A 25921-nucleotide genomic window follows, 5' to 3' on the forward strand; every position below is an offset into this window, starting at 1 on the left:
GCATAAATCAAGAGGAGAACTGATTCTCTTGGTTTATGCTTTTTTTACGATAATCTAAAAATAATAAATAAGAGCATTGCCAGTCAAATTGTGGTAAAATAAAGCTAGACTAGATTAAAGGAGATATACGATGTCTTTTAGTGAAAAAATGTTACAGTCGTTGTCTGATGGTGATTTAGACGGCGCTGATTTATTATTACAACAAGCTTTAACCCATGATGAATTACCTGTATTAATTGAGTTGGGTGAAGTATTAATTGAAAAAGGATTCTTGATTGAGGCTAAGGAAGTCTTTTTAGATTTAGTGGAGCGTCAAATACCTGAAAAAGATTTGGTATTAACCTATTTGGCTGAAATTGCAATTGAAGAAGATGATTACGAAAGCGCCTTTGAATACTTAGACCAAATCAAAGAGACGAGCGAATATTATCCACGCGCACTCTTTATGATGGCTGATGCTTACCAAGCGATTGGGTTTATCGAAGTGAGTCTAGCCAAATTGCAAGAGTTGCTCGCTTTATTACCCGAGGATGAAACCGTTCAATTTGCCTATGCAGAAATTGCTTTGTTAGCCAATAAATTGACGCTAGCGCAAAATATGTATGAACTTTTATTAGATGCTGGCTATACGGAATTTTCTAATGTGTCAATTTTAGAGCGTTTAGCGACCACACTTGCACATCAAGGGAAGTTTGAAGAGGCCTTAGACTACTATAAAGAAGCATATCGCCATAAGAAAAATGATCAAATTCTATTAAACTTAGCTCGTTTGAATCAACAAATGCATGAAATGGATGAAGCGATTATCTATTATGAAGAGCTAATCAAAGAAAATCCAAATATTAAAGAAGCTTATCTAGAGTTAGCCGACATCTATGTTCATGAACAACAGCCAGTAAAAGCAGCGCAATTATTGGAACAAGCGATTAAAGAGAATCCATATTATGTGCATTTTTACCTACATTTGGCTGAAGTGCTAGAAGAGTTGGAAGACTATCAAAAAGCCAACCTTTATCTGAATCAAGCACTCTTATTAGATGAAGAGGAAGATAGTGTGTTGACGGCTTTGGCTAAAAATGCCTTTTATCAAGGAGAATATGAGCAAACATTGCACTATTTTGAACGAATCGAAAATGCCTATCAAGGCGAATTACTTTGGATGGTTGCTCGAATCTATAATGAAGAGGAAGAGTTCGAAAAGGCAGCCCATTACTATGAAATGGCTTTAGAAGAAATGCAAGAAGTTCCTGAATTTATTCGCGATTATTGTTACTTTTTACGTGATGAAGGTCGCTTAAAAGAGGCATTGGCATTACTTGAGAGTCATTTAGCCAAAGAAATACATGATGAATCTTTACACCAACTCTATGATGAATTAAAACAAAGCGATTGGGATTACTAATAAAGAAGGTGAAGCAAATGGCAATCACATTGGCACAAAAGAAGAATTTTCTGGCTTGGTTTGTAACGAGTCAATCATTTACACGTCGCGAAGTTTCATGGTTAGTCAATTATTTAATTAGTCACGAAGCCATTTTAGAAAACGTCCACTTTGTTGAAAAAGCAGAGGTAACACCAAGAGGATTAGTCATTCAAACAGCGGATTATTCTGATACGCCCATTCTTTTATATAAAGAAAAGATTGAATTTGCAGATGTGGATCAGATTTTCCATGAGATTCGTTTCCATTGGCAAGAAGATTTGTATTTAGAATGTCGGTTTAAAGATGCCTGGCAAGAAGCCATTTATCTGGGTGTTTTGGAAGATAATCCTTATGCTAGTTGGAACGAAACCTTAGATCCACAATTTGATCGCCAAGTAGAAGATTACTTTGATGAATTAGCAAGGGAAAGTCAGAAGAAGGAGTTATTATTACGAATCAATTTAGCATTGGAAGAAAATGATCAAGCTACTTTTGCTCAATTATCTTCTGAATTAAAAGCATTAAGTTAACAAAAAGGCCACAGCATTTGTTTTGCGCTGTGGCCTTATTTTTATTTATTTTTCTTTAGCACGGTTTTTTTCGGTCTAAGATAAGTAAATCCTTCGCCAATCACTTCATGAACATTGATAATAGAAATAAAGGCTTTTTCATCCACTTCATGAATCATTCGCTTAATGGCAGGTAATTCTCTAACGCCGACTACCATATAAATAATATCTTTTTGGACTTTTGAGTAAGCTCCTTCTCCTTTAATATAAGTAATTCCACGCATCACGTTAGCCATCAAATATTCAGTGATTTCATTGCTTTTATCTGAAACGACTAAAATTCCTTTTTCAGAATAACCACCATTGATGACTGCTTCAACGACACGAGAGAAGACGAAGCTAAAAATCAAAGTATAAATCATGCGGTGTAAATCAACATAAGTCAAGGAAGCAACTAAGACTACCACATCAAATCCAAAAAGCCCACGTCCTAAGGGAATCCCAAAGTTTTTATCTAAAATTCTCGCAACGATATCACTACCACCAGTGGTTCCACCCACGCGATAGATAATCCCGCTACCAAAACCCATTACAATCCCAGCAACGAGTGCGACAATTAATAAGTCATGATCTAAATCAATTACAATTGGAATTTTTTGCCAGAAATCTAACCAGAAAGAAACACCAAAAATACCAAAAATTGTATAAATTAATGTTTGACGTCCTAGAATCTTGCCACCTAACAATACAATAGGAATATTTAATAACAAGTTTGTGATAGCAGGATTATAATTAAATAAAGCTTTTAAAATCAAGGTAATCCCGGCGATACCACCTTCAGCTAATTTGTTAGGAATGTTAAAAAAAACAAGGCCAAAACTAAAAATGGCTGTTCCTAAAATAATGACAAAGATATCAAAAAACACTTTCCAAGATAAATTCTTTTGCATTTGAATACCTCCCCTAAAATTTACTCAACGATATTAATGTAGCAGAAACAACCATGAAATACAATAAATGTGCTAAAAAATACTGAAAAATAAGTAAATCTCTCATTTTCTAGTTTTTGATTGTTGCTAGTCAAAATGTAAACTTATGTTATAATGATTAGGGATTTGTTGAAAAACGTATGAAACGAATAGAAAGGAAGTAGCAATGCGAATAAATAACTTACCTCAAGAGTTTAAGAAAGCATTACCAGTTATTGACAAACTGAATCAAGCAGGCTATGAGGCTTATTTTGTTGGCGGCAGTGTCCGTGATTGCATCTTAAACTTACCGATTCATGATGTTGATATCGCCACTAGTGCTTTTCCGGCTGAAATTAAAGAGGTCTTTGAAAAAACAATTGATGTTGGCATTGAGCATGGTACGGTTTTAGTTTTACATCAAGATGAAAGCTATGAAATCACCACTTTTCGTACAGAATCGACCTATCAAGATTATCGTCGGCCAGATCATGTGGATTTTGTTCGTAGTTTAGAAGAAGATTTAAAACGACGTGATTTTACGATTAATGCTTTAGCCCTAAATGCCCAAGGTCAGATTATTGATTTGTTCCATGGCCTGGAAGATTTACAAAATAAAAGATTAAAAGCAGTGGGGATTGCCGCCGAACGCTTTCAAGAAGATGCTTTGCGGATGATGCGTGGCTTACGATTTGTTTCGCAATTAGGTTTTGATTTAGAAGAACAGACGCAAGCAGCCATTACTACACACGCACCATTATTGAGTAAAATTTCTGTTGAACGAATTTGTATTGAGTTTGAAAAATTATTATTAGGCCAAAATGCGCAACAAGCTTTTCAATTATTTATTACAACTGATTGCTTTAAATATTGTCCACAACTGGCAGATAAACAGCATTTTTTACAACAAATGAGTGAAATTTTGCGTTTTCCTATTCAGGATTTATCGGTGGCCTGGTGTTTATTAATCGATCAATTAGAAATTGCGATAAAACATCAAAAAGCCTTTTTAAAAGAATGGAAGTTGTCCAATCAGAGAATACATGAAGTACTACTTTTACGTGAGGCGCTAGAAATAATCAAACAACGACCATTGAATGTCTTGGATTATTATCAATTGAATGAAACTTGTTTGACTCAACTTTTCTATATTGCTCCGTTTTATGATTTAGCCTTATCAAAAGAAAGTTTGCTGAATCAATATCGTTTGCTTGTCATTCATTCGCTCAAAGATTTAGCAATTAATGGGAATGATTTAATGCAGGCTATGAATCGTCGTGGTGGCTTATGGTTAAAAGAAACCCTTGCACACTGTGAGCGAGCCGTCCTATTAAAAGAAGTGGCTAATGAACGTGAGGCATTGCTAAATTATGCCCGAGAGTTTGTGAATTTGAGTAATAAGACTGCTGACTAAGAATTTTCTTATATTTTGCGTTGTTATCTATCAATGACTATAAAAAGATAAAAAATACCGAATTATCACATTTGTAATCTTTATTTATTTTAAATAAAAATTATTTTCTAAAAATCGTTTTTTTGTGAAGATTGCACGTTGTTTACGTTTTCTAAAACCTATGCTAAACTAACAATGTAAGAACTTTCAGATAGCGCTTTTTTGGTGCTGTCTTTTAATTGAAGGAGTGAATCTTTTATGGCAAGAGAAATGAAAGCATTAAAATTTTTATTTAGAAATGGTGAAACATGGACGATTGAACGCCGTCACATTGGCGATTTGTGGATTAAACAAATCACTACAAGCTATGGACGTATCAATGGTAGCGAATTTGTAGAAATTCATCCATGTGCTGGTTTCAAGATTGAAATCTATCCTGAAGCTGATAATGTGGCAACAACGGATATCAACTTAGGTGGTCTTGAACTTGGTATGTTTGATCGCGCTTTAAAATATGAAGATATTGAAAGAATGGAAATTATCTATCGTGCTGGTACGCCAGATATTGTTTACTTCCCATATGAAGACAAAGATGGCGATGGCTTAGATAACGTACATCAATCAACCAAAGTAAGCGAAAAGAATGGTTGTCTATATATTGTCATCGACCCAACTAAAAATGTTGATGATGTGTATGGTGCAAATTTCTAAAATGATTTTAAAAAGAGGGGGCAAGTACTCCTCTTTTTTTGTGCGAACAAGGATTCTTTGACTAGACAATTCAATAAAAAATTGGTTAAATGGAATCGTTACTTCTTTTAGAAAGGATGAAGCATTTGAAGAAAAAACACAGTCTAGGTGCAACGATTCTTCTAATCATTATTGTAGGAATATGGTATGTCTTTTTTGACCAACCAAGTCAAACCACATCTAATAATCATCAAGTGGAAGTTACGCAAACGACCAAAGCCCAAAATATTGATAATACGGATCAAATTCCTATCTTTAGTGGGGAAATGGTACTGCAAGTCAATCACAATCAGCCGACTTTTAGCAAAGCAGACTTGTCCTTAAAAAATGGGAGTTGGCAAACGTTTAGTGATTTGGACCGGTTAAATCGTGTTGGTGTGGCCAATGCGATGTTAGGAAAAGATTTACTGCCTCATGAAAAACGTGGCGACATCTCAAAAGTGTATCCAACCGGTTGGAAGCAAAAGAAAATGAGTAATGGTGAGTTTCTGTATAATCGCTCCCATTTAATCGCCCATCAATTAACGGGTGAGGATGCCAACTGGAAGAATTTATTTACTGGCACAGAGTTAATGAATCAAGAGTATATGACGATTTATGAACAGCAGGTAGCCAGCTATGTGAAGAATACTGGCAATCATGTTCGCTATCAAGTGAAGCCTATTTTTGTTGGCGATGAACTTGTTTGTCGAGGCGTAGAAATGCAAGCTAAAAGTATCGAAACAGATGAAATTAGTTATCATGTCTTTATCTATAATGCCGAAAAAGGCTATGAAATTAATTATTTGACCGGCGTGGCTAAGAAAGCCCCTTAAAATTTCGAGCGTCAAGTAAAATTACTTAACATTTTTTTAGAAAAAGACTAGCATTCTTTCTTTAAACATGGTATGATAATTCAGTCTGAGAGATTTCTTAGAGTATTCAAGTACGAGGAGGGAATAACATGCGCGTAAACATTACTTTAGAATGTACTTCATGTAAAGAACGTAACTACTTAACAAGCAAAAATAAACGTAACAATCCAGATCGTTTAGAAAAGCAAAAATATTGCCCACGTGAAAGAAAAGTTACTTTACACCGTGAAACAAAATAATTGAAGTTAGCTGGGATGGGTTAAACCATTCTAGCTTTTTTTCTTTTTTAAAGGTATGATAAGCTCAAAAGGTTGGTGAACAAATGGAAAAGAAAGCCTTAAGACAACAAGTATTGCCGCGTTTAAGTCAATTAAGGGAGTGCACGACTGAAAAAAAACAACGTCAAACGGCGATTTATCAAGAACTATTTGCTCATCCTAAATGGCAAGCAGCTACTTGTATTGGCATGATTCGCTCAACGGATTTAGAATTAGATACCAAACCTATCATGCAACAAGCTTTTCTAGAAGGAAAAAAAGTCGTCGTACCCAAAAGTTTGGCAAACCACCAAATGATTTTTTATCAAGTAACTGAAAAAACAGACTACTACGTGACCAAATTTGGGGTAGAAGAACCGCATAGTAGTCATGAAGTTACAGCTGAACAAATTGATTTATTAATTGTACCGGGAGTCGTCTTTCGTAAAGATGGTTATCGGATTGGCTATGGTGGCGGTTATTTTGATTGTTACTTAGCAAATTACCCTCATGATACACTAAGTCTGGTATTTAAAGAGCAGCTTAATGAAAATTGGCAAGCTGATGATTATGATGTGCCAGTTAGTGAACTCATTATAGGTTGAGAGGTGAAGAAATGTTAGAAAAATATAAAAACGGTCCTTTTATTACTTACACCTTATTTGCGATTCAAGTGGTCGTATTTTTATTGGAGTACCTTTTACCAGTGAAGCAATTAGGTAGCATGTATGGTCCATTTGTTGCCTACTTACATGAATATTGGCGTTTTGTTACCCCAATTTTTATTCACTATGGCTTGATGCACATTGTCTTTAATTCAGTTGTTTTATATTATATGGGGCAACAGCTTGAAGCGATTTATGGGCATTGGCGTTTTTTAGCCATTTATTTATTGAGCGGGATTTTAGGTAATATGACGAGTTTTGCCTTTAATCAGGTAAACGTCTCATCTGCTGGGGCTTCTACTGCTTTATTTGGGGTATTTGGGGCATTTGTGGCGATGGGCATGCACTTTAAGCACTATCCTGGCTTTAAAGAACTAACGCAACAATATTTAATTTTAATCGGAATCAATCTTGCATTTGGCTTAGTAGGAAACGGCATTGATATCTTTGGACACATTGGCGGGGTGCTGGGTGGCTTTGTTTTAGGGCAAACGATTGCGGTGCCTTATCAAAAAGACAGCTATCGAAAATCGATGCAAGTATTATTTGCCTTAATTTTTGTCTTTTTATGCATTTTTTGCTTATTATATGGTTTCAAAAAATATCAATTGCTAGTATAATGGAAAGGTAGTGTGTCAGGTGAAAACTTTGTATGATGTGCAACAGTTGCTTAAACAGTTTGGCATTTATGTCTATGTAGGTAAGCGGATTTATGATATCGAGTTAATGAGCATGGAAGTGAAACAGTTATTTGACAGCCATCTGATTGACAAGGAAACTTATCTGACTGCATGGGCAATCTTAAAACGCGAACACACACTTGAGGAAAGTAGAGGAGATGACTTTAAATGGCTAAAAAAATAATCGGGATTGACCTAGGTGGTACCACGGTTAAATTTGCAATTTTAACATTAACAGGGGAAATCCAACAAAAATGGAGTATCCCAACAAATATCTTGGACGAAGGTAGCCATATCGTACCAGATATTATTGAATCAATTAATCATCATTTATCATTATATGACTTAAAACCAAGTGACTTTATCGGTATCGGTATGGGGACTCCAGGTAGCGTTGATCGTGAAGCAGGTACGGTCATCGGTGCTTACAACTTAAACTGGAAAACATTACAACCTGTTCGTGAACAAATCGAAAAAGGAACAGGCATTAAGTTTACTTTAGATAATGATGCCAATGTTGCGGCTTTAGGTGAACGTTGGCAAGGTGCCGGTGATAATAATCCAGATGTTGTGTTCGTCACACTAGGAACAGGTGTTGGCGGCGGTGTGATCATGGATGGCAATCTATTACACGGAAAAGCTGGCTGTGCTGGCGAAATCGGCCACGTAACAGTTGATCCACACGGCTTTGAATGTACTTGTGGTAAGAAAGGTTGTCTAGAAACAGTTTCATCTGCTACAGGTGTTGTTCGTGTTGCACGTAAATTAGCTGAAGAATATGCTGGCGATTCAGAATTAAAACGTCGCTTGGATGATGGTCAAGATATCACAAGTAAGGATGTCTTTGAATTAGCCAACGATAATGATCCATTAGCCTTAAAAGTAGTTGACCAAGTTTGTTACTATCTTGGTTTAGCTTTAGGTAATATCGGAAATACACTTAATCCAGCAAGCATCGTGATTGGCGGCGGCGTTTCAGCAGCTGGTGAATTTTTACGCAGTCGTGTTGAAAAATACTTCCGTGAGTTTGCTTTCCCACAAGTACGTCAAAGTACAGAAATTAAATTAGCGCAATTGGGTAATGATGCTGGGGTAATTGGCGCTGCATCTTTAGCCTTACAATTTATTGAAAGTGTGAAAGAGGTCTAATCAATGTCAGTTTTATTTTGGGTAAATATCATATTACTTGCTATCTTAATAGCGTTGATTTTGAATTGGGCGTACTATAAATATATGGCACGTCGATTCGCAACAGTATTAGAAGAAGATGAATTTAAAGAAGGAATGCGTAAAGCACAAATTATTGATGTACGCGAAAAAAATGAATTTGATAGCGGACATATTTTAGGTGCGCGTAGTATTCCTTATCCAATGTTGATGCAATCTTTGGCAAGTATCCGCAAAGATCAACCTGTATATCTTTATGATACCCGTACAGCTTTAAGTACCCGGGCTGCTAAGAAATTACGCAAAAACGGCTACAACAATATCTTTATTTTAAAAGATGGTTTTGAAGGCTGGACAGGCAAAACTAAAGGAAAGAAATACGAATAAAAAAAGACGGTTTGTCGTAAATGATAAACCGCTTTTTTAGAGATTCTTGATTGCCTCACAACTTAGATATAGACGGTGTTCAGCAGCTAGACATTGTGAAATTCGCCCTAACGCTTGAGAAAATCTCCTTTCATCCGATTTTCTCAGCGGTAGGTAAGCACACGAATTTCTTCATGTCTGGGCGAGCTGCTTCACAACCTTTATCGTGCAAAGCTTTTTCGGTGTGCGCGACGTCGTTTTTCTTCTAATTCTTTTTCTTTTTCTTCCATTGGTTCAATATAAACTTTTTTCACCAATTTAGCCGTACCTAACGCAGCTAAAACAGTTGCTGCAGTACCTGTTAAAAATCCACTAAAAAATTTTTTCATTGCAATCACCTCATTTATTTCCTAGCTCTATTATAACAAAAGATAATATATAACTCCATTTATATCTCATGAATTTAACAAAAAATGAAAGCCTTTAATTTTTTTGATAGAAAGCTATTGAAAATATTTAGTAAATAAACTATAATAAATTTACTAAAACTTTTATAAGTGAGGCGTTCATAATGGAAAATGAATTAAAAGCAATCTTTACTGAACAATTTGGCGTTGCACCAACTGGAAGTTACTTTGCACCAGGTCGAATTAATTTGATTGGTGAGCATACGGACTATAATGGTGGACATGTTTTTCCAGCTTCTATTACAATCGGAACATACGGTCAAGCGCGCAAACGAGACGATCAAAAAATCCGCTTATATTCTGCCAACTTCCCAGAAAAAGGGATTATTGAATTTGAATTAGCAGATTTAAGCTATCAAAAAGTGCATGATTGGGCTAATTATCCTAAAGGGGTGGTGAAGTTCTTAATCGAAGCTGGCGGTAACATTGACTCAGGTTTTGAAATTGCCTATAACGGAAATATTCCAAACGGTGCCGGGCTTTCTTCCTCTGCATCAATTGAGTTATTAACCGGAGTCATTTTACGTGATTTATTTGACTTACCATTTGAAATGTTAGATTTAGTAAAAATTGGTAAAAAAGTTGAAAATAAATTTATCGGTGTGAATTCAGGTATTATGGATCAGTTCGCTATTGGTATGGGCAAAAAAGATCATGCCTTATTACTAGATACCAATACTTTAGAATATGAAGTGATTCCAGCAGCATTCGGTGAATATGTCGTAGCGATTATGAATACGAATAAACGTCGAGAATTAGCAGACTCTAAATATAATGAACGTCGCGCTGAATGTGAAGAAGCTTTATCCCGCCTACAAAAGAAATTAGATATTCAATCATTGGGTGATTTAGATGAAGCAACCTTTAATGCCAATACAGATTTAATTGGTGATGCAACCTTAATCAAACGAGCAAAACATGCAGTAACTGAAAATCAAAGAACATTAAAAGCAAAAAATGCATTACAAACTGGAGATTTAGTAAAATTTGGGTTATTATTAAACCAATCACATGAATCTTTGCAATATGATTATGAAGTAACTGGGGTTGAATTAGATACTTTAGTCGCTGCGGCTCAAGCAAATCCTGCTGTTTTAGGCGCGCGGATGACAGGTGCTGGTTTCGGTGGTTGCGCGATTGCTTTAGTGAAACAAAGTGCATTTGATTCCTTTGCCGAAGAAGTCAAACATAAATATCGTGAAGTCGTTGGTTATGATGCCGATATTTATTTAGCGAAGATTGATGATGGTGCACGTAAATTAAGTAAATAAGTTAAGGGTGAAAAAATCATGTCAATTTTAGTTTTAGGTGGGGCAGGCTATATCGGTTCACATGCTGTAGATCAATTAATTAATAAAGGTTATCAAGTGGTGGTTGTGGATAATTTATTAACCGGTCACCGTCAAGCTGTACACAAAGATGCTACCTTTTATGAAGGCGATATCCGTGATAAAGCATTTTTAAGTCAAGTGTTTGAAAAAGAAAGCATTGATGCAGTCGTGCACTTTGCAGCTAGTTCTTTAGTTGGTGAATCCGTTGAAAATCCATTAAAATACTTTAATAACAATGTTTACGGGATGCAAATCTTACTTGAAGTGATGGAAGCACATGATGTGAAGAAAATCGTCTTCTCTTCAACGGCAGCTACATATGGTGAGCCTAAAGAAAGTCCCATTACTGAAGAAACACCAACCAATCCGAAAAATCCATATGGTGAAAGTAAGTTAATGATGGAAAAAATGATGAAATGGGCCGATAACGCTTATGGCATGAAATATGTTGCTTTGCGCTACTTTAATGTCGCTGGGGCTAAAAGTGATGCAAGTATTGGTGAAGACCATACACCAGAAACACATTTAGTGCCAATCATTTTACAAGTCGCTTTAGGTCAACGCAAAGAATTAAAAATCTTTGGTGATGATTATCCAACACCAGATGGTACTTGTATTCGTGATTATGTACAAGTGGAAGATTTAATTGCTGCCCATATTTTAGCGCTTGAATATCTAAATGCTGGCAATGAAAGCAACTTCTTTAACCTTGGTAGCAATCAAGGCTATTCTGTAAAAGAAATGTTAGAAGCTGCACGCAAGGTTACAGGTAAAGAAATTCCCGCTACAATTGCCCCAAGAAGAGCGGGGGACCCAAGTACATTGGTGGCTTCAAGTCAAAAAGCCAAAGAAATCTTAGGTTGGCAACCACAATACACAGATATCGAAAAAATTATTGAGACTGCGTGGAATTGGCATGTATCCCATCCACATGGTTACGATGATAAAAAATAAAAAAGTCAAGCGATAATCTATTTTAGGTTATCGCTTTACTAAATAGAAGGTGAAAAGATGTCAATTAGTCAAGTGATTACTGATTTTACAACAATTGCCATTCAAGCAGGTGGCTGGATGGAAATGGATAGAATTTATGTACAAAACCGATTATTACATTTAATCGGTGAAGACGCGTTAGAAAATACCCAAGTGCGCCCGGTTACACAATCTTCTTTGGAGTTATTGGATCAACTATTAGAACAAGCTTTAACAAATCAGGTCATTGAAAATAGCCAAAGCGAAAAAGAACAGTTAACAGCACAGATAATGGACTTTTTAACGCCACCGCCATCTGTTGTGAACGCCTTTTTTGCACAACATTATTCTAAGTCACCAGAAGCGGCAACGGATTATTTTTATCAATTATCTAAGCAAAACGATTATATTAAAACGCGTGATATTGCTAAAAATATTGTTTACACCGCACCAACAGAATATGGAGATTTGGAGATTACGATTAATTTATCCAAGCCAGAAAAAGATCCTAAAGACATTGCGAAGGCGCGTGAAGTTCAGTCTGTAAGCTATCCAAAATGTATGCTTTGTATGGAAAACGAGGGATATCAAGGTCGCAGTAATTTTCCAGCTAGAGCGAACCACCGTATTATCCGTATGAATTTAGATGGTCAAAGTTGGGGCTTCCAATACTCACCATATGCTTATTATAATGAACATTGCATCATCCTTTCTGAAGAACATCGCCCAATGCAAATTAATGAGGCAACGTTTGAAAGATTATTACGTATCGTTGAAGTATTGCCGCATTATTTTGTCGGTTCGAATGCGGATTTACCAATTGTGGGTGGTTCGATTTTAACGCATGATCATTATCAAGGTGGCCGTCATGAGTTTCCGATGGCCAAAGCACCAATCGAAAAAGAAATTAAACTTGAAAATTACCCCCAAATCAAAGCGGGTATCGTGAAATGGCCAATGTCAGTGATTCGTTTGCAAGGCTTAGAAAAAGAACCTTTAGTGAAAGCTGCCAATGATATTTTAATCAAATGGCGTGAATATAGTGATGAAAATGTGCAAGTGATAGCAGTTACGCCAGATGGTACGCCACACCATACCATTACACCGATAGCTAGAAAACGAGAAGGCTTGTTTGAATTGGATTTAGTATTGCGCGATAATAACGTCTCTGAAGAACATCCAGACGGTATTTTCCATCCACACAAAGAAGTTCATCATATTAAAAAAGAAAATATTGGCTTAATTGAAGTGATGGGCTTGGCAGTCTTACCACCAAGACTAAAAGCAGAATTAGTCGAAGTTGAAAAATATGTGTTAAATCAAGAAAATGAGCTAGCTGATTATCATCGTCCTTGGGCAGATGAAATGAAGAAGAAATATTCATTCACCAAAGATAATGCAACAGAAATCATCCGCCAAGAAGTAGGACAAATTTTCTCACAAGTTTTAGCAGATGCTGGTGTGTTTAAACGTAATGAACAAGGTCAAGCAGCCTTCATGCGCTTCATTCAAACGCTTTAGGAGGAGAAGTTTATGGCAACAATCAAGGATATTGCAAATCTTGCTCAAGTCTCACCAGCCACGGTGTCTAGAGTCCTAAATTATGATATGGAGCTTTCGGTGAGCCAAGAAACACGTCAAAAAATCTTTGAGGTTGCCGAACAGCTCAATTATACCAAGCACAAAAATAAGAAAAAAGAAGTCATGACCTTTCGTTTAGTGCAGTGGTATGACAGCGAAGAAGAACTTGCCGATCTTTATTATTTAGCGATTCGATTAGGTATTGAGAAAAAAGCGGAAGAATTAAATATTGGCTTATTAAAAGAGTCTTTGCATCATCTATCGGAACAAACCACAGATGGCATTATCGCTTTAGGTAAATTTGAAGCCCAAGAAATCAAACTACTTGCGCAAACCAATGAACCGATTTTATTTGTCGATTCCGATGAACTGATATCGGGGTATAATTCTTTAGTCATCGATTTTGAACAAAGTGTGGCCCAAGTGGTGGATTATATCGTGAAATCTGGGTATGAAAATATCGGTATGCTTAGCGGAGTAGAATATACGAAATCCAATCACCATCAAGTAGCAGACAAACGTTATCAATATTTTAAAGCGAATTTAGAACGTTTAAAACTCTCACATGAGGAAAATTATCTGTTTGCGCCTTTTACAGTAGAGGGTGGCAAACAAGCGATGCGAAAATTTCTAGCCAAACAGCCTGATGTGTTACCAGATGTGTTTTTTGCTGCTAGTGATGCCTTGGCAATTGGTGCGATGCAAGCAATTCAAGAACACGGATTAAGGGTGCCGGAAGATATTGCTGTGATAGGATTTAATGATATCTCTGTGGCTAAATATGTCAGCCCGAGCTTAAGTACCATCCAAGTGCCTACCGAATGGATGGGGGAATTAGCACTGGATACGATGGTTCAGTTAGCCAAAGAAGAGGCCCCGTTTCCGCGAAAGATTACCATTGCGACAAAATTAATTTTACGCGATTCAACAAAATAAGAAATGAACACGTGCTTTTCATCAAGTGCGTGTTTTTCTATTTTATTGCAAAATCTAGTTCTTAGGTTTGATGACTGGCGTCTGTGATGTATGGTACAATTATTCTATATTGACAAGGAGTGATGAAAAATGATTGAAGTGATTCATGCGGATAAGTTTTATGACCAAAAACAAGCGCTCAAAGATGTGAACCTTACAATTAAAAATGGTACGGTGTTTGGTCTGTTGGGACATAATGGTGCAGGAAAGTCCACGCTGATTAAGAGTTTAGTCAGTGCCCATGATTTAACAAAAGGTCAAATTAAAGTAGATGGTCAAGAATTAACGACGCATCGCCAAGAAATTAAGCAAAAAATTGGTTATGTACCTGATAGTCCTGACCTCTTTTTACAATTAACAGCGATGGAATATTGGCGGTTAATGATTGATATTTACCGCATCAACTACCAAGATGTAGCAGCAAAAATGCAAGAATATATTCAATTGTTTTCGATGGAAGCCGACCAAAATACTTTAATTTCTAGTATGTCTCATGGGATGCGCCAAAAGGTCATATTAATTGGTGCTCTGACATTAGATCCTGATATTTGGATTTTAGATGAACCATTGACGGGCTTAGATCCTCAGTCAGCATTCGAATTAAAAGAATTGATTAAAAAACATGTAGCAAATGGTAATACAGTTATTTTTTCAACACATATCTTAGCTATTGCCCAAGAAGTTTGTGATGAATTGGCTATCCTGAAAAAAGGAGAAGTCATTTATTCCGGAACTGTGGAGGATTTATTAGCTAGTCAACCAGGAAAAACATTAGAAGAAATCTACTTATCGATGACTGGTGAAGAAAAAGTAGGTGAGGCACATGAATAAACAACAATTTGTGGCCTTGCTCAAACTAGGATTAATCCAAAGCAATCCCCAAATGACCAATCGTCTCCGCAGTAAAGGAAAGTATGGCGATGATTTAATCAAAGGTTTGGTATTGCAAAATCTGATATTCCCAATTTTTATCGTTATTTTGTATGGCGGTATATTCATGGTACAAAATCTTTATCAATATCCTGGGCAATTCAATGGTTTATTTTTAGTTTTAGTAGGTATTTCGCTATCTCAAGGTATTTCTCTGATTTACAATACTTTTTTTGATAATAATGATTTTGATCATTATAAAACCTTGCCCATTCCGCTAAATTTAGTGATATTGAGTAAGTCTTTTATCACGGTCTTTACGATAATCATCTATCTGTTCCCTTGTTTAGCTGCCTTTATAAACTACAGTCTACACGCAGGGACGAATCCTGTACTTGCTATCATTCTTTCCATCTTTTTATGGATTGTACTTATCGTTTTTATCTTCTTGCTTTCATTATTGCTGCTTTTTGGTTTGAGTTTGATTCCGGCTTTCAAGCATCGCCTCAAACAAGTAGCTAAGGTGATGATGATTCTTACCTCAGTATTAGTCGTGATTGCCATCTTAATGAATAGTTACACAGCGCAAAATTTAGAAGCTGCACCAGTTTTCTTTATCCGTCCATTGTTATTTGCACTAGCGCAACCTTTTGCCATTTCAGGAGTGAGCAGTCTGCTTGGCCTTGTGATGGTGGTTGCATTGATGGTCATTCTTACACGTAGCAAAATCTATCCATTATTGAGCCAAAATGAAGTCAATGTAGTAACCAAAGCGACGAAAAAAGCAGTTGGTCAAAAAGACAACGCCCATTCTATTCTTTGGCGCTATCAATGGCGATTAATAGGAGAAAGTACTTTATTATTTCAAATTTTTAGTGCGACAATTTTATTACCATTATTTTTTGGCTTTAGTTTTATGCAGGTAATAGCAGAATTAAAAGCTGGCACTGAGTATTATGGTATCTTTTTATTGGTCGGTGTATTATTGGCTAGCTTAATGGTTACACCAAATAGTTTACCGGCCATATTAGTTTCGCTTGAACGGCAAAATTTTCACTTTTTGGCTACTACACCACAAGATCAAAAAAAATATTTGCGCTTGAAATTCCAATTTATCTTAATCATTCAAGGAGCACTCACACTTCTTATTTTACTTGGAATTGCATTGGTTGGTAAATTTACGTTATTAAGTGCAACCGTATTTGTTTTAGGCGGTGTTTTATATACGATTCCAGCAACAGCCAATTATTTACTAAAAGATTATCTTCAACCGTTCTTTGAGTGGAGTGATTATATCCAGTTAATTAATCGTGGTCGAAGTAATGCCAAGATGGTTTTAATTATGTTTGCTAAATGGATTGCAACAATTATCACAGTGGTGGTTGCGGTTGTTTTAGTTGCGCTTTTTGGTGCTTTTTGGCCCAATATGCTCTTGTCATTACTAGTCGTTGGAGGAATTCTTGCAATGTATATTTGGCAGATTCTAAGATGGCAAAAAATCTAATCAATTCAAACCGAACATCCAAACTGTATGCGAATTTGTATACAGCAGATGTTCGGTTCTTTTTTTATTGATGAAAGATTGTTGTATGTTTACTTTATTGAATAATGTAAGAATTTGAAATCCTTTAATGAAAGTTAGTCATGGTCACAGTTTTCTGTTATAATAGAAAAGACATTGAAAAGGTAGGGAAAAAACATGAAAATTTTAGCGATGGATACTTCAAATGCAACCTTGGCAGTGGCTGTACATGAAGATCATCAACTACTCGGTCAAATTCAGACCACAGTAAATAAAAATCACAGCATCTCATTAATGCCAGCAATTGATCAATTAATGCAAATGGTCAATGTAAAACCAACGGAGCTTGATCGAATTGTCGTGGCACAAGGTCCAGGTTCATATACCGGTCTACGCATTGGAGTAACCACGGCCAAAACATTAGCGGATACCTTAAATATTGATTTGGTGGGCGTATCTAGTTTGAAAGTGCTCGCTGCAAATTGTGTCAATATTTCAGAAATTATTGTGCCTATTTTTGATGCTAGACGGAAAAATGTGTATGCACAAGCTTTTGTATGGCAAGAAAATGAACTAGTAGAAGTGATGCCAGCCGGACATTATCCAATCGTTGAAGTGTTAGCGCATTTTAAAGATCAAGCCATTTATTTAGTCGGCAAAGATGTAGCAAAGTTCACTGATGAAATTACGCAGTATGCACCACAAGCGAAAGTGAACACCATCGAAAACTGGCAATATCCAAGTGCAAGTATATTAGCACAATTAGGTTGTACTCAAACACCAGTAGCGGATGTAGCTAGCTTTTTACCAACATATTTGAAGTTAGTAGAAGCTGAGGAGAAGTGGTTGCAGACCCACGCACAAGAAAAGAGCGATCAGGAATATGTGGAAAAAATCTAAAAATTTCATTTTTTCATTCATTACTCGTAGAAAACGCAAATATCACGCCAAACTCGTACGCTTTAATGCACTTGATTATTTGGTGCGCGAAATTTTCCCAACAGATATGAAAGAATTATTACGGATTGAACGTGTGGTGTATGAAGGTGATTTACCATGGACGAGAAGTATTTTCTTGTCTGAGCTCTATTCGAAAAAGCCACACTTATATCTTGGCGTGTTTGATAAGCGTGAATTAGTAGCTTTTATCGGGATGCGCGTAGATATTTATGATGGACATGTGACTAATTTAGCGGTTTTACCACAATATCAAAAACAGGGAATTGCTTCTTTTTTATTAGGAGAAGTGGAGAAGTTTGCACGAAAAAATGTCTGTATGCAAATGAGTTTAGAAGTTCGTGTAACCAATTTAGATGCCCAACGCTTATATCGCAAATTTGGATTCATTTCCAGACGACGCTTACCACGTTATTATGATAAAAATCATGAAGATGCCTTAGAAATGGTGAAAATGTTAGATGATTAGCAAAATTGATGAAAAAAATGCAGTTAGCAAGATACAATTTTTAGAAGAACAAATCATTCAAATCTATCAAAAAATGAATCAAGCCTTTACGCATGGGGCACCTTGGACGTTGGAACAGTTTATGGCTGATTTGAATAGTACAGCGACCAATTATTTGTTTTTGGAAGTACAAGCAAAATTGGTTGGCTTTGTTAGTTATCGTCAAATTCTAGATGAAATCGAAATTGATGAAGTCCTAATTTTCAAAGAGTTTCAACATCTGGGCTTTGGCTATCAATTGATGCAAAAATTTCTACAAGAGGCTTTTGAAAAACAAGGGCAAACTATTTTTTTAGAAGTCCGTCAAAGTAATCTGCCAGCCATTGCGCTATATGAAAAATGTGGGTTTAAACAAATAGCGGAACGTAAAAATTATTATCAACATCCAGTAGAAGATGCTTGGATTTATCAATATCAAAGAGAGGATTAGTAACAACATGAAAGAATTAATCTTAGCTATTGAAAGTTCTTGTGACGAAACTTCAGTGGCTGTGGTTTCTAGTGAGGATGAAATATTAAGTAATGTGATTGCTTCTCAAATTAAAAGCCATCGTCGTTTTGGCGGGGTCGTGCCTGAAGTAGCCAGCCGCCATCACGTCGAGCAAATTACTTTGTGTATCAATGAAGCATTAAGTGAGGCGAACGTGAAACCAGATGATTTAAAAGCGGTGGCCGTAACCTTTGGACCAGGCTTAGTAGGTTCGTTACTCATTGGTTTGTCAGCGGCTAAAGCTTTTGCCTGGGCGCATGGATTACATTTAATTCCAGTTAATCACATGGCAGGACATATTTATGCCGCCAAGTTTGTGCAACCACTAGAGTTTCCCTTAATGGCTTTATTGGTTAGTGGCGGTCATACAGAATTAGTCTATATGCAAGCAGATGGTGAATTTGAGATTATCGGTGAAACCCGTGATGATGCCGCTGGAGAAGCCTATGATAAAGTCGGTCGTGTGATGGGCTTAAGCTATCCAAGCGGGAAAGAAATCGATGAATTAGCACACCGTGGGAAAGATACTTATCATTTTCCAAGAGCGATGATTCATGAAGATAATTTTGATTTTAGTTTTAGTGGCTTAAAGAGTGCCTTTATTAATCTAGTGCATAATGCCAAACAGCGTAATGAAAGCCTTGTTCAAGAAGATTTAGCCGCAAGTTTTCAAGCAAGTGTCGTCGAAGTACTAGTAACGAAAACTATTCGTGCTTGCCAAGAATATCCTGTGAAACAATTAATCGTTGCAGGAGGCGTGGCTGCCAATCAAGGACTAAGAGAAGCACTACGAGAAGCCATGACCGAAGCATTACCAGAAGTGACTTTATTAATCCCACCATTAAAATTATGTGGGGATAATGCAGCAATGGTGGCTAGTTACGCTTTTACTGCTATGAAAAAAGGCGATTTTGCTGATTTAAGTCTTAATGCGAAACCATCATTGGCTTTTGAAAGAGAAGAATAGGAAGAATTTATGGAAAAAGTATTGATAAGCATTGTCAGTCATAATAGTAGCGATATATTTCGGACGCTTGATTGTCTACAAAGAGAAGTGGGCCAAGATGAGCGGTTTGAAGTGGTCGTTTATGATAATGCCTCAGAGGAAAGCTATCGTGAAAAATTACGAAAATATCAGTTTATCCGCTTAATTGAAGCATCAGAAAATCTAGGTTTTGGTCACGGACATAACCAAGTCTTGCTAAATACCTCAAGTAAATATGCGTTTATCTGCAATCCAGACATCATTGTGACAAAAGAAGTATTGACGCATATGTTGACGCTGATTCGAAGAGATAAAATTGCTGCCGTGAGTCCGAAAGTCTTAAATGAAGATGGTACGACCCAACATTTGGTACGGCATAAGTTAACGGTTTTCGATTATTTTTTACGCTTTGTGCCTTTTCAATTTGTCAAAAAGCTATTTGACGCGCGGCTAGCGGATTATGAGTGTCGCAATTTACCTGATGATAGAAGTAGTATCATTACGATGGGTTCAGGTTGTTTCATGCTAGTAGATGTCGATGTATTTAAACAAATTCAAGGCTATGATGAACGCTTCTTTATGTATTTTGAAGATAATGATTTTTGTTTACGCCTGAATCAAACGGGCAATCATATTTTGTATTCACCATTTGATACGGTGATTCATTTGTATGGTAAGGGCGCACATCGTAGTCGAAAATTATTTATGGTCTTTATGCAATCAATGGCAAAATTTTTCAATAAGTGGGGATGGCGATGGTTTTAACATTACCTTATCTGGTGCAAGTTTGTTACGAAAAAAACTGGCAAGACATACCGAATATTAAAGAAACAGCCCAGCAAGTCGGTCAAACGATTAGCGGCTATTTATTGATTGATCATAGTTCATTTGCCCAAAAATTACCGGCTGATTTACCGATTACGTATATTCATCGTCCTAAAAATGCTGGATTAGCCCAAGCATATAATATAGCACTTGAGAGGATGGGGGATGCGCAATGGCTTATCTTACTAGATCATGATACCACAATTACAAGTGCCTATTTACAAGAAGTAGCCCAACAAAGTCAACACGTACCACAAGATTGTGTCGCGCTTTGTCCACAAGTCTTTGAAGAAAAGCGTCAAATCTCACCCATTCAAGCAAATCAATATATTAATCGCCATTTTCAAGCACTAACTACTGGTCTGTATCAGCAAAGAGTCATGGCTATTAATTCTGCGACTGTTTTGCGTAAATCTTTTCTTCTGCAGCTTGGGGGATTTAATACGCAATTTCCACTAGACTTCTTGGATCATTGGCTATTTTTTGAAATTTTTCAGCAACAAAAATCAGTTTATGTCCTTGAATCTAAACTACAGCATGAATTATCAGTCATGCATTATGAAAGCATGACAACCAAACGCTACCAATCTATTTTACAAGCAGAAAAAAATTATTATCAAAATTATGAAACACAACAGCTTGACAATCATCTCAAACAATTATTAAAACGAACACTCAAACAATGGGTGAAGGTTAAAAATCGCCAAATTTGGAAGATGACTTTACGAAGTTATTTTGAGTTGAAACGAGGGAAGTAACTATGATTTCGGTCTGTATGACGACTTATAATGGAGAAAAATATTTAAAAGCACAGTTATCAAGTATCCTCAGTCAGCTTTCTTATGACGATGAGTGTTTAATCTCTGATGATGGCTCCACTGATCACACGATTGCAATTATTCAAGAATTTCAAAATAAATACCCACAAATTCGCTTGTTACAGGGGCCAAGAAAAGGTGTCATTGCTAATTTCAACTACTGCATCTCTCAAAGTAAAGGAGATTTTATCTTTTTAGCGGATCAAGATGATGTCTGGCATGCGAATAAAGTAGAAAAAATATTAGCTTTATTTCAACTGCAGCCACAAACCAAGTTGATTTTAAGTGATTTAGCCATTGTCGATTCTGATTTAAAACTTGTGCATGCTTCTTATTTTCAGTATAAAAAGGTCAAAACAGGAACGATTGCCAATATTATTCGCAATCGCTATATCGGTGCAGGGATGGCCTTTCGCGCAGACTTAAAGCACGAAATTCTACCAATTCCTAAACATGTACCGATGCATGATATGTTTATCGGAATTATGGCTGAACCCAATGTTGCACTTTTACCAGAAGCATTGACCGATTATCGTCGTCACGAGGACAACGCGAGCCAACTACAAACCAAATCGTCAAAATTACAGCAACTCATCTGGCGTGTGAATCTGATTTGGGCCATTATTTACAAGAAATTCATTAGAAAATAAAAATTTTTTACATTTTTTTATCAAAATATAGAAACTTGTGACAAATGTTTGGTAAAATGAGATAATCAGATAGTAAATAAAAGTTGAAGGAGATTTTTACTTATGAAAGGAATTATTCTAGCTGGCGGAAGTGGCACACGTCTATATCCATTAACTCGTGCAACTTCAAAACAATTAATGCCAATTTATGACAAACCAATGATTTATTATCCAATGTCTACTTTGATGTTGGCAGGAATTAAGGAAATCTTGATTATTTCTACCCCTCAAGATACACCACGATTTGAAGAATTATTCGGTGATGGTCATGAGCTAGGAATTCATATTGAATATGCTGTACAACCAAGTCCAGATGGATTAGCACAAGCCTTCATTATCGGTGAAGAATTTATCGGTGATGATAGTGTCTGCCTTGTTTTAGGAGATAATATTTATTATGGTGGCGGTTTATCAAAAATGTTACAACGTGCTGCTAGCAAAACAGAAGGTGCGACGGTCTTTGGCTATCATGTCAACGATCCAGAACGTTTTGGTGTGGTTGAATTTGATGAAAATATGACAGCTATCTCAATTGAAGAAAAACCAGAACATCCAAAATCAAATTATGCAGTAACGGGTCTTTACTTCTACGACAATGAAGTGGTTGAAATTGCTAAAAATATCAAACCATCTGCGCGCGGTGAACTAGAAATTACTGATGTCAATAAAGTATATCTAGAGCGCGGTAAATTATCTGTTGAAGTGATGGGTCGTGGCTTTGCATGGTTAGATACAGGTACGCACGAATCTTTATTAGAAGCTTCTACCTTTATCGAAACGATTGAAAAACGCCAAAACTTAAAAGTCGCATGTTTAGAAGAAATTGCTTATCGTATGGGGTATATCGGAAAAGAACAATTGGTTGAATTAGCTCAACCATTGAAGAAAAACCAATATGGACAATACTTATTACGATTAGCAGCGCAAAACTAGGAGGATTTGTTGTGAAAGTTTATGATACAAAGCTACAAGACGTAAAAATCATTGAAATGGACGTCTTTGGAGATCATCGTGGCTTCTTTACAGAAAGTTATTCAAAAGCTAAATTTTTAGAACATGGATTAGACTATGATTTTGTGCAAGATAATCATTCCTTATCTTCACAAGCGGGTGTCTTACGTGGCCTACATTTCCAAAAAGGAGAAGCAGCACAAACCAAATTAATTCGTGTCGTCACTGGTGCTGTATTAGATGTGATTGTGGATATTCGTAAAGGTAGCCCAACTTATGGACAATGGGAAGGTTATATCCTTTCAGAACATAACCATCGTCAATTACTTGTACCAAAAGGCTTTGCGCATGGTTTTGTAACTTTAACAGATAATGTGAATTTCTTATATAAATGTGATAATTATTATAATGCCCCTGCAGATGGTGGAATTGCTTTTGATGATCCAGATTTGGCAATTAACTGGCCAATCGATATTTCTAAAGCGATTCTATCTGACAAGGACAAAAAACATCCTACTTTGAAAGAATTTGAAGCAGAAAACCCATTTGTATATGGTGAAATTTAAGGAGAGAGAAATGAAGAAAATTATCGTAACTGGAGGAGCCGGCTTTATCGGTTCAAACTTTGTACATTATGTTGTCAATAATCATCCAGAAGTGCATGTCACTGTTTTGGATAAATTAACCTATGCTGGGAATAAAGCAAACTTAGCAGGACTACCTGAAGACCGTGTACAATTGGTAGTTGGTGATATTGCGGATGCGAAATTAGTCGATGAATTGGTTAAAGATACAGATGCTGTTGTTCATTATGCTGCTGAATCACACAATGATAATTCCTTAAAAGATCCATTCCCATTTGTACAAACCAACTTAATCGGTACGTATACTTTGATTGAAGCATGTCGCAAACATAATGTACGTTTCCACCATGTTTCAACTGATGAAGTATATGGTGATTTACCATTACGCGAAGATTTACCAGGACATGGTGAAGGAGAAGGCGAAAAATTCACGGATAAAACACCTTATAATCCTTCAAGCCCATATTCTTCAACTAAAGCTGGTTCAGACCTTTTAGTAAAAGCTTGGGTTCGTTCTTTTGGTTTACAAGCAACAATCTCAAACTGCTCAAATAACTATGGTCCTTACCAACATATTGAAAAATTCATTCCACGTCAAATTACCAATATTTTAAGTGGTATTCGTCCAAAATTATATGGCGATGGTAAAAATGTACGTGACTGGATTCATACCAATGATCATTCATCAGCTGTATGGGCGATTCTTACTAAAGGCCGTATTGGTGAAACTTACTTAATCGGAGCTGACGGTGAAAAGAATAATAAAGAAGTCATCGAATTGATTCTTGAATTGATGGGTCAAGATCCAAAAGCTTATGACCATGTCAATGATCGTCCAGGACATGATTTACGTTATGCCATTGATTCAACCAAACTTCGCGAAGAATTAGGTTGGCAACCACAATTCACTAACTTCAAAGATGGTTTAGCTGATACAATTAAATGGTATCAAGAAAACCGCGGTTGGTGGGAAGCTGAAAAACAAGCTGTGGAAGCAAACTATGCGAAAAACGGTCAATAAGCAATCCGACTGATAAAAAACTCAATAAAAACTTTTAAAAGGCTCGCTCGAATCAATCTGAGCAGCCTTTTTCAACGATTCAAAGTATAAAGTCATTTAAAAGATTTTTAAAGGAGAGAAAAATATGATTTTATTAACTGGTGGAAATGGTCAATTAGGTACCGAATTACGTCATTTACTTGATGAAAAAGGAGTGAAGTATGTCTCTACTGATGCCAAGGAAATGGATATTACGGATGCTCAAGCGACAATGGATTATATCACTAATCTAAAACCAACTGTTATCTATCATTGTGCTGCTTATACTGCAGTAGATAAGGCAGAAGATGAAGGAAAAGCATTAGATGAAAAAATCAATGTGGATGGTACACGTAATGTTGCACTAGCAGCTAAAGAAGTAGGTGCTACATTAGTTTATATCAGTACGGACTATGTATTTGACGGAAAGTTAAAGGATGGCGAATATGCAGTAGATGCCCCAATCAATCCATTAAACGAATATGGACGTACAAAAGCTTTAGGAGAAAAAGCGGTTCAAGAGATTATGGATGATTACTACATTATCCGCACTTCTTGGGTATTTGGTAAGTATGGTCACAACTTTGTCTTTACGATGCAAAAATTGGCTGAAACGCGTGATGAACTTACAATCGTTAATGATCAATTCGGCCGCCCAACTTGGACACGTACATTAGCGGAGTTTATGTACTTTGTGATTGATCAAAAAGCGCCATTTGGCATTTATCACTTATCAAATGACAATGCTTGTTCATGGTATGAGTTTGCTAAGGAAATTTTGAAAGATACGGATGTTAAAGTTTCACCAGTCACTTCAGAACAATTTCCACAAAAAGCAACTCGCCCACAATATTCAGTCATGGACTTATCTAAAGCCAAAGCACTTGGATTTCATATTCCTACATGGCAAGAAGCACTTCAAGGCATGCTAGCAGCAGTTGCACAAGAAGAATAGAACAAGGTTGAAATGGGATAAAATAATACGTTTAGGAGGAATAAATGAATTTATGAAAATGAAAAAATGGATGACTTTAGGTGTATGTGTCACAACACTATCAATGCTAACAGGGATATATCCTACTTTTCAATCCGTGCACGCCGATGATACGCAATCAATAAGTACAACGAATGCATTAAATGAAACTTCGACTACAACTTCCACAACCTCAGTTACCAAATCTGAGGAAACAACATCTACTGCGCCAAACACTGCCAATACGACTTCTGAGGTAGCCGTACAAGCAGCAGTTCAAGAAGTTAAACCAATCGAAGGTACAATTAAAAATGTAAACCAAGAAAACGGTACCTACGATGTTGTTGTAAAA

Annotated in this window: 30 protein-coding genes and 1 pseudogene; 29 read left to right on the forward strand and 2 right to left on the reverse strand. The window is 36.5% G+C overall.

Annotation, left to right across the window (positions count from 1 at the left end):
* The first annotated feature begins 130 nt into the window (after positions 1–130).
* Positions 131–1402 carry a tetratricopeptide repeat protein gene (locus ACTQZM_RS06960; RefSeq protein ID WP_441589985.1) on the forward strand — a complete coding sequence of 424 codons (1272 nt, stop codon included), beginning with the start codon at positions 131–133 and terminating at the stop codon, positions 1400–1402.
* 17 nt (positions 1403–1419) lie between these two features.
* Positions 1420–1953 (forward strand): ReoY family proteolytic degradation factor, encoded by a 534-nt coding sequence (locus tag ACTQZM_RS06965; RefSeq protein WP_113842510.1) that lies wholly within the window; start codon positions 1420–1422, stop codon positions 1951–1953.
* 41 nt (positions 1954–1994) lie between these two features.
* Here ACTQZM_RS06965 and ACTQZM_RS06970 read toward each other — a convergent pair whose 3' ends face one another.
* A complete protein-coding gene (locus ACTQZM_RS06970; RefSeq protein ID WP_016252465.1) occupies positions 1995–2882 on the reverse strand; it encodes a YitT family protein in 888 nt (295 codons plus the stop codon).
* 205 nt (positions 2883–3087) lie between these two features.
* On the opposite strand from ACTQZM_RS06970, the gene ACTQZM_RS06975 reads away from it, so the two are divergent.
* From ACTQZM_RS06975 to ACTQZM_RS07015, 9 genes are all read left to right on the forward strand, one after another.
* The gene (locus ACTQZM_RS06975) at positions 3088–4314 is read left to right on the forward strand and encodes a CCA tRNA nucleotidyltransferase (RefSeq protein WP_441653318.1); all 1227 of its coding nucleotides are present in this window, start codon (positions 3088–3090) and stop codon (positions 4312–4314) included.
* A 237-nt stretch (positions 4315–4551) separates the two neighbouring features.
* Positions 4552–5004 carry a hypothetical protein gene (locus tag ACTQZM_RS06980; protein WP_016252467.1) on the forward strand — a complete coding sequence of 151 codons (453 nt, stop codon included), beginning with the start codon at positions 4552–4554 and terminating at the stop codon, positions 5002–5004.
* Between the two features lie 125 nt (positions 5005–5129).
* Positions 5130–5858 carry a DNA/RNA non-specific endonuclease gene (locus tag ACTQZM_RS06985; protein ID WP_441653319.1) on the forward strand — a complete coding sequence of 243 codons (729 nt, stop codon included), beginning with the start codon at positions 5130–5132 and terminating at the stop codon, positions 5856–5858.
* 128 nt (positions 5859–5986) lie between these two features.
* Positions 5987–6136 carry a 50S ribosomal protein L33 gene (gene rpmG / locus ACTQZM_RS06990; protein WP_002296119.1) on the forward strand — a complete coding sequence of 50 codons (150 nt, stop codon included), beginning with the start codon at positions 5987–5989 and terminating at the stop codon, positions 6134–6136.
* Between the two features lie 83 nt (positions 6137–6219).
* Entirely contained in the window at positions 6220–6759 is a 540-nt protein-coding gene (locus tag ACTQZM_RS06995) for a 5-formyltetrahydrofolate cyclo-ligase (protein ID WP_441653320.1), read from the forward strand.
* 11 nt (positions 6760–6770) lie between these two features.
* Complete coding sequence (locus ACTQZM_RS07000; RefSeq protein ID WP_441653321.1) at positions 6771–7439, forward strand: rhomboid family intramembrane serine protease; 669 nt, start codon at positions 6771–6773, stop codon at positions 7437–7439.
* Positions 7440–7458: 19 nt separating this feature from the next.
* On the forward strand, positions 7459–7683 hold the full coding sequence (locus ACTQZM_RS07005) for a YqgQ family protein (RefSeq protein ID WP_087402416.1): 225 nt from the start codon (positions 7459–7461) through the stop codon (positions 7681–7683).
* A complete protein-coding gene (locus ACTQZM_RS07010) occupies positions 7668–8648 on the forward strand; it encodes an ROK family glucokinase (RefSeq protein WP_113785187.1) in 981 nt (326 codons plus the stop codon). Before ACTQZM_RS07005 ends, ACTQZM_RS07010 begins: the two co-directional genes overlap by 16 nt.
* Before the next feature lie 3 nt (positions 8649–8651).
* Positions 8652–9053: a rhodanese-like domain-containing protein gene (locus ACTQZM_RS07015; RefSeq protein ID WP_016252473.1), complete on the forward strand. Its 402-nt coding sequence runs from the start codon at positions 8652–8654 to the stop codon at positions 9051–9053.
* A 200-nt stretch (positions 9054–9253) separates the two neighbouring features.
* Here the strand turns inward: ACTQZM_RS07015 and ACTQZM_RS07020 are convergent, their stop codons facing one another.
* Positions 9254–9421, reverse strand: coding sequence for a DUF3042 family protein (locus ACTQZM_RS07020; protein ID WP_016252474.1), 168 nt, complete (start codon positions 9419–9421; stop codon positions 9254–9256).
* 182 nt (positions 9422–9603) lie between these two features.
* Between ACTQZM_RS07020 and ACTQZM_RS07025 the strand changes: the two genes are divergently transcribed.
* From ACTQZM_RS07025 to ACTQZM_RS07110, 18 genes and pseudogenes are all read left to right on the forward strand, one after another.
* Positions 9604–10770: a galactokinase gene (locus ACTQZM_RS07025; RefSeq protein ID WP_441653322.1), complete on the forward strand. Its 1167-nt coding sequence runs from the start codon at positions 9604–9606 to the stop codon at positions 10768–10770.
* Between the two features lie 18 nt (positions 10771–10788).
* Positions 10789–11784, forward strand: a complete 996-nt coding sequence (gene galE / locus ACTQZM_RS07030; RefSeq protein WP_060470892.1) for a UDP-glucose 4-epimerase GalE — start codon at positions 10789–10791, stop codon at positions 11782–11784.
* A gap of 57 nt (positions 11785–11841) precedes the next feature.
* Complete coding sequence (gene galT, locus ACTQZM_RS07035; protein ID WP_441653323.1) at positions 11842–13323, forward strand: UDP-glucose--hexose-1-phosphate uridylyltransferase; 1482 nt, start codon at positions 11842–11844, stop codon at positions 13321–13323.
* 12 nt (positions 13324–13335) lie between these two features.
* On the forward strand, positions 13336–14319 hold the full coding sequence (locus ACTQZM_RS07040) for a LacI family DNA-binding transcriptional regulator (RefSeq protein ID WP_441653324.1): 984 nt from the start codon (positions 13336–13338) through the stop codon (positions 14317–14319).
* A gap of 129 nt (positions 14320–14448) precedes the next feature.
* The gene (locus ACTQZM_RS07045) at positions 14449–15189 is read left to right on the forward strand and encodes an ABC transporter ATP-binding protein (protein WP_441653325.1); all 741 of its coding nucleotides are present in this window, start codon (positions 14449–14451) and stop codon (positions 15187–15189) included.
* Positions 15182–16732 carry a hypothetical protein gene (locus tag ACTQZM_RS07050; RefSeq protein ID WP_441653326.1) on the forward strand — a complete coding sequence of 517 codons (1551 nt, stop codon included), beginning with the start codon at positions 15182–15184 and terminating at the stop codon, positions 16730–16732. Before ACTQZM_RS07045 ends, ACTQZM_RS07050 begins: the two co-directional genes overlap by 8 nt.
* 195 nt (positions 16733–16927) lie before the next feature.
* A complete protein-coding gene (gene tsaB, locus ACTQZM_RS07055) occupies positions 16928–17650 on the forward strand; it encodes a tRNA threonylcarbamoyladenosine biosynthesis protein TsaB (RefSeq protein ID WP_441589997.1) in 723 nt (240 codons plus the stop codon).
* Entirely contained in the window at positions 17634–18176 is a 543-nt protein-coding gene (gene rimI / locus ACTQZM_RS07060; RefSeq protein WP_171309649.1) for a ribosomal protein S18-alanine N-acetyltransferase, read from the forward strand. The genes tsaB and rimI (ACTQZM_RS07060) overlap by 17 nt, the downstream gene beginning before the upstream one ends.
* A complete protein-coding gene (gene rimI / locus ACTQZM_RS07065; protein WP_171309650.1) occupies positions 18169–18645 on the forward strand; it encodes a ribosomal protein S18-alanine N-acetyltransferase in 477 nt (158 codons plus the stop codon). Before rimI (ACTQZM_RS07060) ends, rimI (ACTQZM_RS07065) begins: the two co-directional genes overlap by 8 nt.
* A gap of 7 nt (positions 18646–18652) precedes the next feature.
* Complete coding sequence (gene tsaD / locus ACTQZM_RS07070) at positions 18653–19672, forward strand: tRNA (adenosine(37)-N6)-threonylcarbamoyltransferase complex transferase subunit TsaD (protein WP_441653327.1); 1020 nt, start codon at positions 18653–18655, stop codon at positions 19670–19672.
* A gap of 9 nt (positions 19673–19681) precedes the next feature.
* Positions 19682–20455, forward strand: a complete 774-nt coding sequence (locus ACTQZM_RS07075; RefSeq protein ID WP_441653328.1) for a glycosyltransferase family 2 protein — start codon at positions 19682–19684, stop codon at positions 20453–20455.
* A complete protein-coding gene (locus tag ACTQZM_RS07080) occupies positions 20446–21273 on the forward strand; it encodes a glycosyltransferase (protein WP_441653329.1) in 828 nt (275 codons plus the stop codon). Before ACTQZM_RS07075 ends, ACTQZM_RS07080 begins: the two co-directional genes overlap by 10 nt.
* Before the next feature lie 2 nt (positions 21274–21275).
* Positions 21276–21983 carry a glycosyltransferase family 2 protein gene (locus ACTQZM_RS07085; protein ID WP_349279219.1) on the forward strand — a complete coding sequence of 236 codons (708 nt, stop codon included), beginning with the start codon at positions 21276–21278 and terminating at the stop codon, positions 21981–21983.
* A 102-nt stretch (positions 21984–22085) separates the two neighbouring features.
* Entirely contained in the window at positions 22086–22955 is an 870-nt protein-coding gene (gene rfbA / locus ACTQZM_RS07090) for a glucose-1-phosphate thymidylyltransferase RfbA (RefSeq protein WP_441653330.1), read from the forward strand.
* 11 nt (positions 22956–22966) lie between these two features.
* Entirely contained in the window at positions 22967–23539 is a 573-nt protein-coding gene (gene rfbC / locus ACTQZM_RS07095; protein ID WP_047341304.1) for a dTDP-4-dehydrorhamnose 3,5-epimerase, read from the forward strand.
* A gap of 10 nt (positions 23540–23549) precedes the next feature.
* Entirely contained in the window at positions 23550–24578 is a 1029-nt protein-coding gene (gene rfbB, locus ACTQZM_RS07100) for a dTDP-glucose 4,6-dehydratase (RefSeq protein WP_047242458.1), read from the forward strand.
* 124 nt (positions 24579–24702) lie between these two features.
* Complete coding sequence (rfbD, locus tag ACTQZM_RS07105; protein WP_441653331.1) at positions 24703–25551, forward strand: dTDP-4-dehydrorhamnose reductase; 849 nt, start codon at positions 24703–24705, stop codon at positions 25549–25551.
* A gap of 52 nt (positions 25552–25603) precedes the next feature.
* Positions 25604–25921: pseudogene (locus ACTQZM_RS07110) on the forward strand (GBS Bsp-like repeat-containing protein); the annotation flags it as partial.

Origin of the sequence: Enterococcus cecorum (assembly GCF_052119425.1) — a bacterium.
Taxonomy (GTDB): domain Bacteria; phylum Bacillota; class Bacilli; order Lactobacillales; family Enterococcaceae; genus Enterococcus_E; species Enterococcus_E cecorum_C.